This is a genomic window from Cobetia sp. D5 (assembly GCF_035666195.1).
Lineage (GTDB): Bacteria > Pseudomonadota > Gammaproteobacteria > Pseudomonadales > Halomonadaceae > Cobetia > Cobetia amphilecti.
Genome location: NZ_CP142020.1, coordinates 1,939,624 through 1,955,952, shown reverse-complemented (window position 1 = coordinate 1,955,952; position 16,329 = coordinate 1,939,624). Strand labels below are relative to the sequence as shown.

Genomic DNA, 16,329 nt, shown 5'->3' with positions numbered 1-16,329 from the left:
GCGTGCCTGATTCATTCGCCACCGCCGGCCATGGCCAGTAGCGCTTGCGTGAAACCCATCACCTGTCCGGAAACGGAGACAGTCATGTCAATATTGAAACTCTACCATAACCCACGCTGCTCCAAGTCACGGGAAACACTGGCGCTTTTGACCGCGCGCCTCGAGGGCGATGCCTTCGAGACCGTCCGCTACCTGGAAGATCCCCTCGATCGTGAGCAGCTCGAGGCCCTGGCCGCCCGAGTGGAAGGCGGCGCGCGGGCTCTGACCCGCGAGAACGAAGCCGAGTGGAATGCACTGGGCCTTGTAGACCCCAGCGATGCGCAACGCCTTGACGCGATTGCCGCAACGCCGAAATTGATGCAGCGGCCGATTCTCGATGATGGCACCCGTGCCGTCATCGGTCGCCCGCCCGAAGATGTGTTGGTGCTTTTGAGCGACGCCTGATCCCCTGATGACAGGGTGTGCTCACGCAAGCGCCGCGCTTGCCCCTTTCGATAGATTGTCATCCACCTGAGGAAGCTCATGTCCGCAACGACCCCCGACGCGACGCCGTACGTCCTCGTCCTCTATTACTCGCGCCATGGTGCGACCCGCACGCTGGCCGAGCAGATCGCCGCCGGCATCGAGTCCATCAGCGGTGTCGAGGCACGCCTGCGCCGCGTGCCCGAGATCTCGGCCACCTGCGAGCAGACCGAGCCGGAAATCCCCGACAGAGGGGCCATGTATGTCGAGCTGGACGACCTGCGTCATTGTTCGGGCCTCGCGCTGGGCAGCCCGACCCGCTTCGGCAACATGGCGGCGCCGCTCAAGTACTTCCTGGACTCCACCAGCGAGCTGTGGATGAACGGCGCCTTGATCGACAAGCCTGCCACCGCCTTCAGCGCCTCAAGCTCTCTGCATGGCGGTCAGGAAACCACGCTGATCACCATGCTGATCCCGCTGCTGCATCATGGCATGGTGTATGCCGGTGTGCCCTACAGCGCCACCGAGTTGCTCGAGACCACCCAGGGCGGCACGCCCTACGGCACGACCCACGTCAGCGGCAAGCGTGGCGACAACGATGTCGATGACAACGAACAGCGCCTGGCACTGGCGCAAGGCAAGCGTATCGCTCGCCTGGCACTGGCCATGCAACCTCTCAGGGAGACGAAATAGATGCGCGCCTGGCTTGAACGACTGGAACGTGAGCAGGGCCTCGACACGCTCGAAGCCAAGAGCCGCCGGGGTGTGATCGCAAGTTTTGCGGCCGTCGCCCTGCTGCTGCTGATCGGCGGCATTCAGCTGATGGCGCAGAGCGAGAACAGCGGCCTGCTGCCGCTGTTGATCCGCCTGCTGCCCATCGCACTGTTTCTGCCCGCCATCATCACCCGCCGGGCACGTGGTCATGTCTGGCTGGCCTTCGTCAGCCTGCTCTACATCATGCAGGGCGTGATGCTGGCCAGTGTGCCTGGCCACGCCGTCATCGGCGTCCTGGAAGCACTGGCGGCGCTGGGGCTGTTCATTTCCAGCATGGCTTACGCCCGTTTCCGCTCGCGCAACCTCAAGCGTCAGCCGCAGGCCTGATCAAGTCTTGGCCTCTCCATTGCCCGCCCTTCTCGTCGCGTTTTGTTCGACTAAAATAGGCGACCAGAATGGCGGGTATCGGTTTGCGCCTTCCCACGGCGGCTTGCCGCTTTCCCCACCGCTACCCACCGCTTCTTCCAGCGTGTCTCCTCAACCATCGCGAGCCGCCCATGCTGTATCGGCTTTGCGAGTTAACCACAGCGAGGCTTTGCCATGATCGGCCTGACAACACACTTGTCTTTTCCACGCCCTGCGGGCGTATCGCGCTACCGCCCTGCGGGGATATCGTGCCACCGCCCTGAGGGCGTAGCGCGTAACTGCCTGATCACTGGCGTGTTGGCGGCTGGCGTGGTGCTTGCCAGCCTGTTGGCGTCGCCTGCGGCACTGGCTGACAAGACGGAAGATGCCATCCAGTATCGCCAGGCAGTCTTCCAGACGCTGGCATGGCAGTTCAGTCCGATGGGCGCGATGGTCAAGGGCAAGCAGGACTATGATGCCGAGGAGTTTCGCACCCGCGCCGAGCGACTGGCGCTGTTGGCGCAGATGCCATGGGAAGGCTTCATCGCCGGCTCCTACGACGGTGATACCGACGCGCTGAGCAAGATAGAGAGCGACCGTGCAGGCTTCGACAAGCGTGCAGAGGCGCTGATGACCCAGAGCCGGGCATTGGCTGACGCCGCCGCCAGTCAGGACCTTGACGCCCTGCGCAGCCAGTTCGTCGAGACAGCCAAGACCTGCAAGGGCTGTCATCAGCAGTATCGCGCTGACTGATATAGCCGAAGCTCCGTCAATACGCCAAAGCGCCGCCATGAGATTGCTCGTGGCGGCGCTTTGGCGTATTGGCATACTTGAGGGCGAAAGTGAGAGCGAAAGCATGAGTGAGAGTGAGCAGAGCTTACGGCAACTGCGACCCCTGCCAGATGACCAGAACGGCAATGCCGATCGCCAACCCCAGTGCGAGCCACCTGCGTGTCCCTGAAGGTGATACTGGCTCGCCCTCATCCACTACCGATTCATCGCGCCTGAAATGCTTGCGGCCATGTACCATCGCCCAGATCAACCACTCACCGCGCAGGCCGTGCCAGACGATGGCCATCAGATGCAGGGCGATCAGCCCCCACAGCAGCGTGATATTGGTGTGATGCACCCAGGCCAGCCCCTCGGCGACACTCGCTGGGACCCGGTCATGCAGGGGCCCTTCGAACAGCAGGTCATCGGTCAGAAACAGCCCGCTCGATCCCTGAATCGCCAGCACCAGCAACATGGTCAGCGTCATCCAGCCCCCCAGGGGGTTGTGGCCTGCATGGCGTGGCGCGCGTCCCGCCAGAAAGTCAGCGGCGTAGCGCCAGGTCGTGCGCGGTGACGCCACGAAGCGGCTGAAGCGAGCATGCCCGCTGCCCACCAGCCCCCAGATGACTCGAAACACCACCAGCCCGATCACGCAATATCCCAACCGTGCGTGCCAGACCATCGGAAAATCGAGCCCTGCGCCCACCTCGGCGGTGTACCACATGCCGATGATCGCCAGAATCAGCAGCAAGTGAAACAGCCGGATGGCCAGCCCCCAGATCACGACACTGCGCAGCGGCGAAGGCTTGCCCTGATCAAGAAGCGGCGTCTCAGACGAGGACTTGCGGGATCGGTTCGAACTCATCCTGATGACTCCCTCAGCGAATGAACCTTTGATGGCACGACACGCGTTCAGGCAGCGATATGCAGCCAACGAGCGGCCACAGACCAGTATAGGTGGCCGTGGCCTGGCGACTCGCGGCAAATCAATCGGCCGTGCCGCCATGAGACATGTGAAATATCAGCAATAAAGCGCTGATTCAGCACTTTCCACTGCCAGCTGCCACCTTGGCAGCATCGCCTGACACTTGATGACATTATATGCTGCGTAGATTATCTGCGGCTTGTGGGGACTCGGCCTCTTGAAGGCCCTCTGCATGTCTCGCCCATCTTCACCCCGCTTGCGCAGAACGGAACTCTCGCCATGTCATCGCCTTCCACGGCCAGTACCTCGCACGCCTCCCGGGACGACACCGCCGGTGCGGGCTCGCCTCCCCGGCAGCCAGTCAGCGGTCGTCACCTATGGCAACAGGCACTCAACCAGACCCTGCCGGTGATGTTCGGCTATATCCCGCTGGGCGCTGCCTTCGGCGTGCTGTTCACCCAGCTGCCGTTGAGTCCATGGCTGGGCCTTCTCATGTCATTGGTCATCCTGGCCGGGGCCGGCCAGTTCCTGGCGGTAGCGTTGCTCGGTGCAGGCGCCGGCATTACCGAGGTCTTCGTGGCCACGCTGCTGCTCAATTCGCGCCACCTATTCTATGGCCTGTCGCTGCTGGAGCGCTTCCGCGCGGCGGGCCTTGGCAAGCTCTATCTCATCTTCGGGCTGACCGATGAAACCTACTCGCTGCTGGCCAGCCTGCCACGCAGCGGCGAACGCGATGATCCCGTGGCGCGCCGTGATGACCAGCGCCTGATGTTGCGCATCACCTTCCTCAACCAATCCTGGTGGGTACTGGGGACGCTGCTGGGTCTGGCAGCCGGACAGCTCAGCTTTGACAGCAGCGGCATCGAGTTCGCGTTGACGGCGCTGTTCGTGGTGCTGGGCATCGAACAGTGGTTCGCCCTGCGCGAGCGCTGGCCCTTCATGCTCGGCCTGCTGGTCACGCTCGCGGGCCTGTGGCTGCTGCCGAAAGATCAGCTGTTGCTGGGCAGCATCGCGGCAGCCTGCGCTCTCCTGCTCGGGCAGTATCATTACCAGCGTGGCAAACATCAGCCACACGTCACGCCTGCCCCTCGTGACGATCATCATCAAGGCAAGTCTGGCGCGCGCCAGACTGAGCACAATCAAGCCTCGGAGCACACCACCCCATGACGACCCTGCAGGCCTTGCTGTTGATCGCCGTGTCAGCCGGTGCGACTTTCGCCACGCGCGCGCTGCCCTTCGTGTTTCTTTCCCGCCATTCGGCCCATCCGCTGATTCTGCATATGGGCCGCTATCTGCCGGCCATCGTGATGGTCGTGCTGATCATCGTCTCGCTGTCGGCCATGCAATTGCCTGACATGTCAGAGTCCGCGCACCGCATCTCGGCCTGGCAAAGCTGGCTTGAGAACGCCGAGGGCGCCGGCATGCTGGTCGCGGCCCTCTGCGTGGCGGGACTGCATCTGTGGCGACGCAATGCGCTGCTCTCGATTGCCGTCGGCACCGGGCTTTACATGGCGTGGCTGCAGCTGGGCGGGGTCTGAGGCTTGCGATCCAGCACGTGAGCGGTCACAGTCATGTCATTACATGAGCAATTCATCAAGGGAGCCCACCATGAACCGCGATATCGCCGATGTGCGCAGAACCTATTCCGGTGATGGCCTGAGCCTTGCGAACACACCGCTGGAACCCTTCGAACTGTTTCAGGAGTGGTTGACCAGCGCCCTGTCCGCCGATGACAACGACGCCAATGTCATGACGCTCTCCACCGTCGACAGCCAGGGCAAGCCGCATGCGCGCATCGTGCTGCTCAAGGGCTGCGACAGTGAAGGCTTCATCTTCTATACCAACTATCAGAGCCACAAGGGCAGCGAACTGGCCAATGTGCCCTTCGCTGCGCTGACCTTCTGGTGGCCCGCGCTGGAGCGCCAGGTGCGCATCGAAGGCAGCGTCGAGAAGGTCGCGGATGCCACCTCCGATCAGTACTTCGCCTCACGCCCCAAGGAAAGCCAGCTGGGCGCCTGGGTCTCTCAGCAGAGTGTCGAGATTCCCGATCGCGAGTGGCTCAGCGAGCGCCAGGGTCGCTTCGAGCAGGTCTATGCCACCACCGAGGTGCCGCGTCCGGAGCATTGGGGCGGCTATCGCGTGGTGCCGGAGATGATCGAATTCTGGCAGGGGCAGCCCTCGCGCCTGCACGATCGCGTGCGCTACCAGCGCCTGGACACGGAAGACGGCGAATGGCACAAGCAACTGCTGGCGCCCTGACCCGCTAGCCAGTCTGTGCCGATAGCCAGTCTGCGCCACAACAGGCGCTCTTCTCGAGGCTCCGCTCATGCGGGGCCTCTTTCGTTGCCGTTCGGGTTACCGTCCGGGTGCCGCTACTGCTATCGATTGCGCTATCCCTTGAGACCCCACGGTGCAGATTCGCGCGGTCAGCGACTTGCCCTTGCTGGACACAAGCCGGACAATGGCCGCCCTTTCGGCCTCTCGAACGCCAGTCAGCCTGCGCCCTTCATAGCGTATCCGACATGGCCTGCGATGCCAGACACGCTCAGATTGGAGGCTTCATGGCCTGGGATGACAGCGGCACCCCCAAGGTGGCACGTCAGACACTGGTAGACCGTCTGCTGGCCGGCTATACGCCGTCCAACAGTCATGGCATCTCGCTGGTCGATCACGCCGTGGTCGGCAATGTGCTGTATACCGTGCTGGAGCACCCTCACGGCCATACCTTCATTCGCCAGCACCTGATGCAGGCCCCCAAGAATGGTGACTCCAGCCGCTGGGAATACCATATTCGTGACGAAGGCACGCCAGACATTCCGCTGCAATGCCCGGAAGAGCTGCTCGAACAGTCGACGGCGCCCGGTGAGATTGCCGCCCAATGGCGCGCCGACACCCGCGCGGCGCGTGATGCTGCCGCGGCTCGCAAGCGCAAGATCAAGAAGCTCAAGAAGGGTGAGCTGCTGACCGCCCTGGATGGCAGCCAGGTGATCTTCGTGCGCGCCTTTACCGCCAGCCTCTTCATCGGTCGTGCGCCAGAGGATGGTGAGGACGACGAGTACGAGTATCACTGGCAGGATATCTCGCTCTAGACCACTTTAGTGCTCTAGACCGCGCCAGCGCTTGCGCCCTTGCCGTTTCGCCCCGATTCCCTGACGTCACTGACGAGCCCTTATGCAGCCACAAGCCGACCCGTTCATCGTTCCCGTCTGCCACGAAACCTACGCGGTGCTGTACGCCGACGATGACATCCTGCTGATCCACAAGCCCAGTGGCCTGCTCAGCCTTTCCGGCAAGCATCCGCTCAATCTGGATTCGCTGCATCATCGCCTGGTCAAGGAATACCCCAGTGCCAAGTTGCTGCATCGGCTGGATTTCGGCACCTCGGGCATCATGCTGGTCGCGCTCAACAAGCCAGCCAACGGCAACCTGACCCGCCAGTTTCAGGACCGCAACATCGGCAAATCCTACACCGCGATCCTGCATGGCCATCTGGAGGAGGACAGCGGGCGCATCTCGCTGCCCATCGCCAAGGACGTCGATCAGTTCCCGCTGCAGAAGATCTGCCACGAGACCGGCAAGACCGCCATCAGTGATTTCCGCGTCATCGAACGCCTGGAGAATCCGGCGCGCACGCGAGTCGAGTTCACGCCGGTGTCAGGCCGCACGCATCAGTTGCGTATCCATAGCCAGCAGATCGGCCATCCGATCCTGGGCTGCGACCTCTATGCGACGGATGAGGCCTACTTCATGGCCGAGCGCCTGATGCTGCATGCCGAGATGATCAGCTTCGATCACCCGGTGAGCGGTGAGCGCATGGAAGTGCGCAGTCCCTGTCCGTTCTAAGCCAGTCTGTCCTGAGCCCGCCGAGTGTGAGCGACGCGTCTTTTGCAGGCACACAACGAAACGCCCCCACAGGAGACCCTGTGGGGGCGTTTCGTCATTCATGACTCAGTGAGTCACGCCAGGCATCACTCAGCCGCGGCCGGCAACCATTCCTTGACGATATCCTGATGGCTTTCCACCCACGCCTTGGCGGTTTCGTAGGGGTCAGCGTCGTCTTCCTGGTTGTTGAGCATCACTTCACCCATGTCAGCCGGGGTCCAGGCGAAGTTGTCGAGAATCGCGTAGACCTCCGGCATGTCTTCCTCGAGTCCCTTGCGCGCCAGGGTGTGAATCTCCTCGGCACCGCCGTAGACCCCCTTCGGGTCATCCAGGTACTTGAGGTCCCAGCGGGCGAACATCCAATGCGGCGTCCAGCCAGTGACGACGATCTCACGCTCACCCTTGATCGCATTGCTCAGCGCGGCGGTCATGGTCGCCCCGCTGCCGGTGGTCAGGTCGATGTCCTCGAGATCGTAGTCCTCAAGCACCTGCTCGGTCAGACGCGTCAGACCTGCGCCCGGCTCGATGCCGACGATGCGCTCATCGATATCCTCGGCGTGGGTCTTGATGTCATCGATGGTCTCGAGCTTGCTGTAGGACGGCACGACCAGCCCGAGCTTGGTGCCTTCGAGATTGACGCCCAGGTCGTCGACCTTGTCGGCGATCTTGGCCATGTAGTCTTCGTGGGTGGTGGGGAGCCACGCACCGACCATGCCATCGGCATCGCCGAAGGCGACCGCCTGGAACATCGCCGCCGCAGACAGCGCCTTGAGTTCGACGTTGTAGCCCTGTGATTCGAGCACCGCCTTGACCACATTGGTGGAGGCGACTTCAGAGGACCATTCGACGTAGGCCAGCGTCACATCGCCCTTGTCACCGGCGGCATACACGGCGCTCGCCCCGGCCAGTGAGGAGGACATGACAGCGCCGAGCAGCAATGCCTTGGTGGCGGCATTCATCTTCGCGGTGACGTTCAAGGTAGTGCGGGAGGCATCTTGCTTGTTCATCATTTTCCCCTTTATTCGAATTTACTCATTGTTTATCGAAGCACGTCTGTCGAAAAACGCGTGTCGACGGCCAAACGTTGAGTCGGGTATGGAAGTGCTCGAAGCGGCCTCCGCATAGCCACAAAGCGCACGGAGGCCACTGGTGAATCCCCTTATGAACGGGGCTTCTTTTCCTTGCTGAAGGTCTGGGTCAGGCGGTCGAGCAGCATGGCCAGGATGACCACCGCGATGCCCGCTTCGAAACCATCTCCCGGACGCAGGCGCTGGATGGCTTTCCAGACCTCATTCCCCAGGCCATCGGCGCCGATCATGGCCGCGATCACCACCATCGACAGTGCCAGCATGATGGTCTGGTTGATGCCGGCCATCACGGTGGGCAGCGAAAGCGGCAGCTGCAGCTTGAAGAGCTTCTGGCTGCGGGTGGCCCCGAAGGCATCGGCCGCTTCGATCAGGTCATTGGGCACCTGACGAATGCCCAGCGTGGTGAAGCGAATCGCCGGCGGCATCGAGAAGATCACGGTGGCGAAGATGGCGGAGACCGAGCCGATGCCGAAGAAGGGAATCGCCGGAATCAGGTAGACGAAGGCCGGCATGGTCTGCATGAAATCCAGCACCGGCATGATGACCTTGTAGAAGCGGTCCGATAGTGCCGCCAGTATCCCCAGCGGTACCGCGATGACCACGGCGACCAGGGTGGCGATCACCACCAGGGTCAGCGATTCGATCATCGGGTCCCACAGATCCAGGTTCCAGATCAGTCCCAGCCCCAGTACGGAACCGATGGCCAGGCGCGTGCCGGCCAGCCGCCAGCACAGCAGCGTCACCAGGGCGATCAGCGCCCACTCGGGCAGCCACATCAGCGCATCGTTCAGGACGTCGATGCCGGTCTCGGTGAACTTGGAGATACCGCGCGTGATGCTGGAGTAGTTGGTGGTCAGGTAATCAAGCCCCGTCTCGATCCAGTCACCCAGCTCTATCTTCGGGATGGTAAAACCGGTTGCGTCGCTCATGCGTGTGCCTCCCCTGCTTCCGCCAGTTCTGCGAGTACGGACCCTTTGATCACCACGCCCAACAGGCGGGATTGCTCATCGACCACCGCCAGCGGATGGTGATGACCGGCAAACATCGCGAACAGGTTGTGCAGCGGTTCTTCCGGCGAGACCTGACAGCAATCGGAGTGGATGATGCTCGAGAGATCGGTGAGATTCTCGCGCACGGCACGTTCGGTATCCTCGGCGGTGATGATCCCGAGCACGGTGCGATCGCGACGCACCACGAACAGGCTGTCGAGGCCGTTGTCGCCCATCTTGCGCAGCGCCGTGCGCGGGCCATCATCATCACGTGCGGTGGCCCGCACATCGGTCATCGCCGAGCGGGCAGTGAGGATGCGTGACATGTCGACGCCTTCGACGAAGCGCGCCACATAATCATTGGCCGGGGAAGTGAGGATGCTTTCGGGGGAGCCGATCTGCACGATCTCGCCATCCTTGAGCAGGATGATGCGGTCGCCGATGGAGAGGGCTTCATCAAGGTCGTGGGTGATGAAGATGGTGGTCTTCTTCATCTTGTGCTGCAGCGCCAGCAATTCCTGCTGCATGTCCTTGCGGATCAGGGGATCAAGCGCCGAGAAGGCCTCATCCATCAACAGCACCGTGGAGTCGTTGGCCAGCGCTCGTGCCAGGCCGACACGTTGTTGCATGCCGCCGGAGAGCTGGCTGGGGTAGGCATCTTCCCAGCCATCAAGGCCGACCTGCTTGAGCGCATCGCGACCGCGCTGATAACAGACTTCCTTCTCCTCGCCGCGCACCTCAAGCCCGAACTCGGCATTCTGCTGCACGGTGCGATGCGGGAAGAGCGCAAAATTCTGGAACACCATCGAGAAATGCTTGCGACGACAGCGCAGCAGCGACTTGTCATCCAGCTTGGCGACATCATCGCCGTCGATGAGGATCTCGCCCTCCGTCGGCTCGATCAACCGGTTCAGGCAGCGGATCAGGGTCGATTTCCCGGAGCCGGACAGCCCCATGATGACCAGCAACTCGCCTTCCATCACATCAAAGTCCACGTTGGAAAGCCCCAACGTCTGGCCAGTCTTCTCGAGAATCTCGGGGCGTTTCATGCCCTCATCACGCAATTTGAGCGCCTTGTCAGGCTGGTTGCCGAACACCTTGCTCAGATTGCGCACTCGAATCTTCACGTCGCGAGTGTCAGTCATTGGCTTTCCTGTCGTCAGCGGGCAGGAAATATCCACGGATTCTGTCCATTACGCACTCAATCCGGCAGGGAGAATGGCTCGCCCTGCCGCTGACATCGCGCAATCTGGCCGCAAGCATCGCTTGCCGACCTGCTGACAGAATACTGTGTCATCCCCTGCGCCATTATCCATAAAGGATTCTTATATTTGTAATTACAATACAGTTTTATTGATAAGCGCTCAAACACGAACAGACGTTTATACGACTAAGGTGGTATGCCCTTGACGCTTCTTGCTGATACCTCCCTGAATCACGACATTGCATGTTGTTATTGGTCTATTGCTCTCCATCCCCTGACGCATTGCGTGTTGCCGAGAACCGCTTGGCAAACCTACGCATGCGCCTATCAACCGGCCCTTGCACAAGCCCATGCACCAACAAGGCGCATCAGGCCTTGGCTTCCAGCCTCAGGCGCTGCCAATCACTGACCGGCTCGTTGAGACGTATGCTGGCATCGATGACCTGCTCCTCCATGTTGTAGCGACAGGTGAAGCCAAGGTGCTTCATCAGGGCGCGCATCGGGTGATTGTCGATCATGATCTTGCCGACCATCTCCAGCGTGCCCAGCGAGCGGCAATAGCGCAGCATCTTCTCCATCAACAGACTGCCGATCCCCTCACCTTGCATGTCATCACGGATGATGACGGAGAATTCGGTGCGAATATTGTCCGGGTCATTCCATACCCGCACCACCCCCAGCATCTCGCGCTGCGGCGACTCACCTGGCTGGGCTTCCACTTCACGCTCGGCGATGAAGGCCATCTGGCGGTCGTAATTGATCTGAGCGAGCAACGCGAGATCTCGCTGCGTCAGCGCCGCCTTGTGATGGAAGTAGCGGAAACGAATGCTCTCCTCTGAGAGCCGGGCATGGAAGGCCGTGATCAAGGGCGCATCCTCGCCGCGTATCGGGCGCACCTCGACGTGCATGCCATTGTCCAGCGACACCCATTCACGCAGCTCTTCCGGATACGGCATGATCGCGAAACGGGCCGGTTTGCCGAGATCCAGCGCGAAGTCCACCGCCACGGCTTCCTCGCGGTTGAGCAACAACGGATTGATTTCCAACCCTCTTATGTCAGGCAAATCCGATGCCAACTGTGAGAGCTTGATCAACAGCGTGCTGACGCGCTCGAAATCGCGCTCCGGGTCCGGCGAGTGCTCGGCGATCAGGCGGGAGGCATGGCTGCGCGAGATCAGCTCACGCGCCAGTGTCATGTTAAGGGGCGGCAAGGCGACCTGGCGGTCCGCCAGCACATTGACCTTGTAACCGCCGATGCCGAACACGATCACCGGGCCGAATTCGTCATCGCGCGTGATGCCTGCGCTCAACTGCAGCGAGTGTTTGCCACGCTGCATCGGCTGCAGGCAGAACTCATGAATGCGCGTGCGCTCGTGATCACTGCGGCCGCGCTCGGCATCGCCCTCCGCCACCTTCTGGGTGATGCGGCGAATCGCCAGCGCGATGTCCTCCGGACCGGAAAGGTCCTGCACCACGCCGGAAGACAGCCGCTGTGGGTAGCGGCGATAGCGGAACGGCTGGCTGTTGTGTTCATGCACCACGCGCAGCGCATAGGGGCCCTGCCGAGAAGGCTTGTCGTCATCCGTGGCAGAACGCTGCAACTCGACGATGGCGCGCGCGCCTTCGGCGGCGTCGAGCACATAGCGACTGGGCGCGGTGGCGATGCCGTAGGTATCGAGCACCTGCGCCGTCTCCGAGTGAGTCAACCATTCCCGGCCCGCACGCCGCGCGCTGTGCACCAGGTCATGGGCGCGGGCGCGAATCTCGGCACTGGTCGAGAAGGCCAGACTCGGCGGCGTCTGCTGCAACAGTGTCTGCACACGGTGGTAATCGACCATCTGCAGGAAGGCCTTGACGCCCTTCTCCGGCGACAGATAGGTCGGGATGCCGGCCAGATGGCATTCATGGCGGGCCGAAAGCGCCTGCTCGAGCCCCATCCAGCTGGTCAGCAGGTTGCGTCGGAATTGCTTGCGATGCGCCACCAGCGCCTCGGCCGTTGCCCGTGAAGGAGCAAGGCGTGTCGGCGCATGCACGACCAGCACGGCGTCCACGCCACGGTCATTGGCCACGATGTTGACCGCGGCCAGGAAATCTTCCGGCGTGGCATTGCCGCCCAGATCCACCGGATTGCGCCCCGGCAGGCTGACATCCAGCTCGGCCTTGAGCAGCGCCTGGCGGCTCTCCTCGCTCAGCTCGGCCAGCTTGCCGCCGCCCGCCATCAGCTTATCGATGGCCAGCAAGGCCGGGCCCAACCCATTGGAGACGATCGCCAGTCGATCACCGCGCAACGGCTTCATGCGATTCAGCGTCTCCAACGCATCGAACATGTCTTCGCTGTCATTGACGCGCACCACCCCGGCACGCGCGAGGGCAACATCGACGATCCGGTCGCGATTGGGCACCCCACGCGTGACATGTGTGCCGAACAGGTCAGCTTCTGGGGTACGGCCACTCTTGATCGCCAGTACCAGCCGATTGCGGGACGCCTCGCGCAGCGCGGTCATGAAGTGCATCGGGTCGTGAATGCGCTCCAGGTGCAACAGCAAGGCCTGCGACGGCCCGTACTGGTTCAGATAGTCGATCAGATCGGGCAGCATCACATCGACGCTGTCGCCCAGGGTCACCAGATGTGAGAAGCCGATACCGCGCCCCGCCGCCCAGTCGATCATCGCATTGCCCAGCATCCCCGACTGACCGAGATAGGCGACCTTGCCCTTGGCGACAGGTTGCCCGCTGAAGGAGGCGTTCAGGTGACGGTTGGGCACGCAGATGCCCATGCATTCCGGCCCGAGCAGACGAATCCCACTGCCTCGGGCAGCCTTGAGCAACCGACTGTTGAGGCTTTCCTGATCACGGTGGATACGCGGGACTTCGGCCCCCGGCTCACGTGCCTGCGAGGCATCCAGCATGTCGTCCGTGCTGTCGGCGATCCGCGGGTAGCGCTCGGCGCTCGACGTGGCAGGCTCGCCGGCCTCATTCAAAGACGACGACTCAGTGACGGAGGGATCGGGGCCTGGCTTGCCCGTAGTGGACCTGTGAATGCCCGGCAGGCGCGGGGCAGTGAAGTTCAGCCCGTCGCGGCGTGACAGCATCTCAAGCCCCTTGCCGGTGACGCGGGCCAGCGAGCTGACCGGCGTCGGGGCGACACCTCCCGAAATCAGCAGCGCCGCCTTGACGCCGCGCCGGCCCAGCTTCTCGACCACACGCGGCAAGGTATCCGGCGGTGAGCACAGAATGGCCAGGTCCGGCACCTGTTCCAGCTCACTGACCCGCTTGACGCACGCCACGCCATGCACCGTCTCATATCCCTTGGGGTTGACCACCGTCAGGGCGCCCTTGAAGCCCCCTTCAAGCAGATTGCGCAGTACCTGCCCGCCTAGTGAATGCGGCTTTTCCGAGGCGCCGATCACCACGATACTGGCGGGCTCGAAGAAATTGCGCAGAAATCGCGTTCCCATAGGCTTGTCCTGTCAGCGGTTGCGCCTCGTCAGCGCGATATGAGCAGCATGCCGCGAAAGCGCAGGTCTGAACAGCCATCCTCGCGCCCTTCATGCGTGAAACAAGGTAGACCATCGGCGACTGGCTCATGCCATTGACGACTCTTACTGTTACGTCATGGTGCAGACCATTATGACCCGCACACTCACGCAGGCATGCCGATGATCACCTCCTACATATCCCATCGCGACTGCGGTCAGCATTTCATGGGCCCCACACATCCCGAGAGCCCACTGCGTCTGCAGGCCATCGAGCGTCAGCTGGCGCTGAGCGGCGTGATTCAGCATGTCCAGCAATACAGTGCGCGAGCGGCAACGCTTGAGCAGCTGGCGCGCGTGCACCCCATGCGCCACCTGCAGGCGCTGGAGAAATGCCCGCCCCAGGCCGGGCAGCTGCTGACCATCAACGAAGACACCGTGATGTGTGCCGATAGCCTGGTCGCGGCGCGACTGGCCGCCGGCGCGGTGGTACGCGGGGTCGACCAGGTGATGCGTGATCAGGCCGACAACGTCTTCTGCGCCGTGCGCCCCCCGGGCCACCATGCCGAACGCGCCGATGCGATGGGCTTCTGCTTCTACAACAACGTGGCGGTGGGCGCCCTGCACGCCCGCCAGCATTACGGCGTGAAGCGGATCGCGATCCTCGATTTCGATGTGCACCAAGGCAACGGCACCGTCGATATCTTCAAGCATGATCCCGATACCTTGGTGTGCTCCTCCTTTCAGGACGCCATGTACCCGTGGCGCTACCTGGAGAGCCGCTGGGAGCACATCCACAACACGCCCTTGAGCGAAGGCAGCGGCTCACTGGCCTTCCGGCGCGCCATTGAAGCCCAATGGCTGAAGAAGCTCGATGACTTCAAACCGGAGTTGATTTTAATCTCGGCAGGCTTTGACGCGCATCGTGAAGACCCGATGGCGGAACTGTGCCTGGAAGATGACGACTATTACTGGGTCACCCTGCTGGCGATGGATGTCGCACGGCGTTACTGCCACGGGCGTATCGTCTCCGTGCTGGAGGGCGGGTATTGCCTGGAGGCACTGGGGCGCAGCACCGAGGCGCATCTCAAGGCGCTGGCGGGCTTGCCAATGCAGGATGGCCTCGAGGCGCGTGCCGGCGGCCATCGCCCTTCTGAGCAACCCATTTCAGAGCGACCCAAGTCAAACAAACCTGAGCCAGACCAGCTCGATCTCGCGCCTCCCACCGTGGATGCCCTCCCGCCCCGCTCCGCCTCTGGCACGCTAGACGGCGTCCAGCCGCCGCTTGCCAAGCCCGCCGAGGATGAGCGTGACCATCCGCTGTTCTAGTGCTGAGCACTCCCCGCACCGGTGACTTTTCCACTGACGCACACCACACCTCACGACAGGTTTCCCGCAGCCAGGAAACCTGTCGCTGCATCATGGGAGCACCAGCGAGCCTTCGGTGTCGCGAACAGCCATGTTGGCTACGTGTCGGGATGATGCGCGCTTGCCATGCTGTGATAAGCTGGCGACAAAGTTTCCGATAGTAAACTTTATCGCCAGCTGACAGCGCTGCGACACCCGATGTCGTGCGCCGCCAATATCACGCCCATAGCGAAGCCACTCTCATGAGCACACCGACAGACAAGGACGCCGCCGTCCGGATCGCCTCCGGTCGCAAACCCTTCGTTGAGCCCCTGAAGCTTGGCGAACGCGTGAAGCAGATCCGCCTCTCCCATCATTGGACGCTGGAAGATGTCAGCCAGCGCACGGGGCTGGCACGCTCGACATTGTCCAAGATCGAGAACGAGCAGATCTCGCCGACCTTCACGGCGGTCCAGAAGCTGATTCATGGTCTGAACATCGACCTTCCGCAGCTGCTGAGCCCGCCCAAGCGCCAGAGTGGCACTCTCGGGCGTCGCGACCTGACGCGCGTCGGTGATGGTAAGTCACACCCGACACCGACCTACGAGCACGAGCTGCTGTCCTGGCAGCTGGCGCAGAAACGCATGATTCCCTTCAAGACTCGCGTGCGCGCGCGCAGCTTCGATGACTTCCCCGACTGGGTGCGTCACGACGGCGAGGAGTTCCTGATGGTCTTGGCGGGCAGCATTCTGCTCTATTCGGAATTCTATGAACCCTTGCCGCTGAGCGATGGCGACAGCATCTATTTCGACTCCGACATGGGTCATGCCCTGGTTTCTACCAGTGAAGAAGATGCCATCGTGCTGTCGGTGTGCACTCGCAATGATTCGGATCCGAGCTGAGCTGATTTGAAATGAGCTGGGCTGTGTTGAAGTGAGATAAGCCAAGTAACGTGCTGGCAGGAAGCTAAACCGCAAAGATAGCCTTAACGCGAGCGCCACCTGGCCGGCCCATTCGAAACAACGACTTGCTTGACCATGCTCGCCGTCAGCCCGAGATAAAAAAT

The 16,329-nt window shown here is 62.1% G+C and carries 15 protein-coding genes and 1 pseudogene; 11 read left to right on the top strand and 5 right to left on the bottom strand.

Annotated elements, in window-relative coordinates:
• The first annotated feature begins 84 nt into the window (after nt 1-84).
• The 4 genes from U0O11_RS08190 to U0O11_RS08175 all read left to right on the top strand — a co-directional run bounded on the left by U0O11_RS08190 (nt 85) and on the right by U0O11_RS08175 (nt 2,334).
• On the top strand, nt 85-444 hold the full coding sequence (locus U0O11_RS08190) for an arsenate reductase family protein (protein ID WP_324692424.1): 360 nt from the start codon (nt 85-87) through the stop codon (nt 442-444).
• Nucleotides 445-522: 78 nt separating this feature from the next.
• Nucleotides 523-1,155 (top strand): NAD(P)H:quinone oxidoreductase, encoded by a 633-nt coding sequence (wrbA, locus tag U0O11_RS08185; protein ID WP_324692423.1) that lies wholly within the window; start codon nt 523-525, stop codon nt 1,153-1,155.
• A complete protein-coding gene (locus U0O11_RS08180; protein ID WP_043333570.1) occupies nt 1,156-1,563 on the top strand; it encodes a DUF2069 domain-containing protein in 408 nt (135 codons plus the stop codon).
• A 333-nt stretch (nt 1,564-1,896) separates the two neighbouring features.
• Complete coding sequence (locus U0O11_RS08175; protein WP_052384539.1) at nt 1,897-2,334, top strand: c-type cytochrome; 438 nt, start codon at nt 1,897-1,899, stop codon at nt 2,332-2,334.
• A gap of 124 nt (nt 2,335-2,458) precedes the next feature.
• On the opposite strand, the gene U0O11_RS08170 is transcribed toward U0O11_RS08175, so the two are convergent.
• Nucleotides 2,459-3,217: a cytochrome b/b6 domain-containing protein gene (locus U0O11_RS08170; RefSeq protein ID WP_324692422.1), complete on the bottom strand. Its 759-nt coding sequence runs from the start codon at nt 3,215-3,217 to the stop codon at nt 2,459-2,461.
• A gap of 339 nt (nt 3,218-3,556) precedes the next feature.
• Between U0O11_RS08170 and U0O11_RS08165 the strand changes: the two genes are divergently transcribed.
• The 5 genes from U0O11_RS08165 to U0O11_RS08145 all read left to right on the top strand — a co-directional run bounded on the left by U0O11_RS08165 (nt 3,557) and on the right by U0O11_RS08145 (nt 7,120).
• Entirely contained in the window at nt 3,557-4,444 is an 888-nt protein-coding gene (locus U0O11_RS08165) for an AzlC family ABC transporter permease (protein WP_324692421.1), read from the top strand.
• Nucleotides 4,441-4,815, top strand: a complete 375-nt coding sequence (locus U0O11_RS08160) for a branched-chain amino acid transporter permease (RefSeq protein ID WP_324692420.1) — start codon at nt 4,441-4,443, stop codon at nt 4,813-4,815. The genes U0O11_RS08165 and U0O11_RS08160 overlap by 4 nt, the downstream gene beginning before the upstream one ends.
• A gap of 70 nt (nt 4,816-4,885) precedes the next feature.
• Nucleotides 4,886-5,536 (top strand): pyridoxamine 5'-phosphate oxidase, encoded by a 651-nt coding sequence (gene pdxH, locus U0O11_RS08155; RefSeq protein WP_043333565.1) that lies wholly within the window; start codon nt 4,886-4,888, stop codon nt 5,534-5,536.
• A gap of 302 nt (nt 5,537-5,838) precedes the next feature.
• Nucleotides 5,839-6,366: a hypothetical protein gene (locus U0O11_RS08150; protein ID WP_324692418.1), complete on the top strand. Its 528-nt coding sequence runs from the start codon at nt 5,839-5,841 to the stop codon at nt 6,364-6,366.
• Between the two features lie 82 nt (nt 6,367-6,448).
• Entirely contained in the window at nt 6,449-7,120 is a 672-nt protein-coding gene (locus U0O11_RS08145) for an RluA family pseudouridine synthase (RefSeq protein WP_324692417.1), read from the top strand.
• A gap of 125 nt (nt 7,121-7,245) precedes the next feature.
• On the opposite strand, the gene U0O11_RS08140 is transcribed toward U0O11_RS08145, so the two are convergent.
• From U0O11_RS08140 to U0O11_RS08125, 4 genes are all read right to left on the bottom strand, one after another.
• Nucleotides 7,246-8,166: a glycine betaine ABC transporter substrate-binding protein gene (locus U0O11_RS08140; protein WP_043333667.1), complete on the bottom strand. Its 921-nt coding sequence runs from the start codon at nt 8,164-8,166 to the stop codon at nt 7,246-7,248.
• A 152-nt stretch (nt 8,167-8,318) separates the two neighbouring features.
• On the bottom strand, nt 8,319-9,176 hold the full coding sequence (locus tag U0O11_RS08135; protein ID WP_043333557.1) for an ABC transporter permease: 858 nt from the start codon (nt 9,174-9,176) through the stop codon (nt 8,319-8,321).
• Nucleotides 9,173-10,381 (bottom strand): quaternary amine ABC transporter ATP-binding protein, encoded by a 1,209-nt coding sequence (locus tag U0O11_RS08130; RefSeq protein ID WP_043333554.1) that lies wholly within the window; start codon nt 10,379-10,381, stop codon nt 9,173-9,175. The genes U0O11_RS08135 and U0O11_RS08130 overlap by 4 nt, the downstream gene beginning before the upstream one ends.
• Nucleotides 10,382-10,808: 427 nt before the next feature.
• Nucleotides 10,809-13,898, bottom strand: coding sequence for a bifunctional acetate--CoA ligase family protein/GNAT family N-acetyltransferase (locus U0O11_RS08125; protein ID WP_324692416.1), 3,090 nt, complete (start codon nt 13,896-13,898; stop codon nt 10,809-10,811).
• 201 nt (nt 13,899-14,099) lie between these two features.
• On the opposite strand from U0O11_RS08125, the pseudogene U0O11_RS08120 reads away from it, so the two are divergent.
• Together U0O11_RS08120 and U0O11_RS08115 are read left to right on the top strand one after the other, a co-directional pair.
• Nucleotides 14,100-15,032, top strand: a pseudogene (locus U0O11_RS08120) (histone deacetylase family protein); the annotation flags it as partial.
• Between the two features lie 494 nt (nt 15,033-15,526).
• The gene (locus U0O11_RS08115; RefSeq protein ID WP_324692415.1) at nt 15,527-16,165 is read left to right on the top strand and encodes a helix-turn-helix domain-containing protein; all 639 of its coding nucleotides are present in this window, start codon (nt 15,527-15,529) and stop codon (nt 16,163-16,165) included.
• The last annotated feature ends 164 nt before the right edge of the window (nt 16,166-16,329 follow it).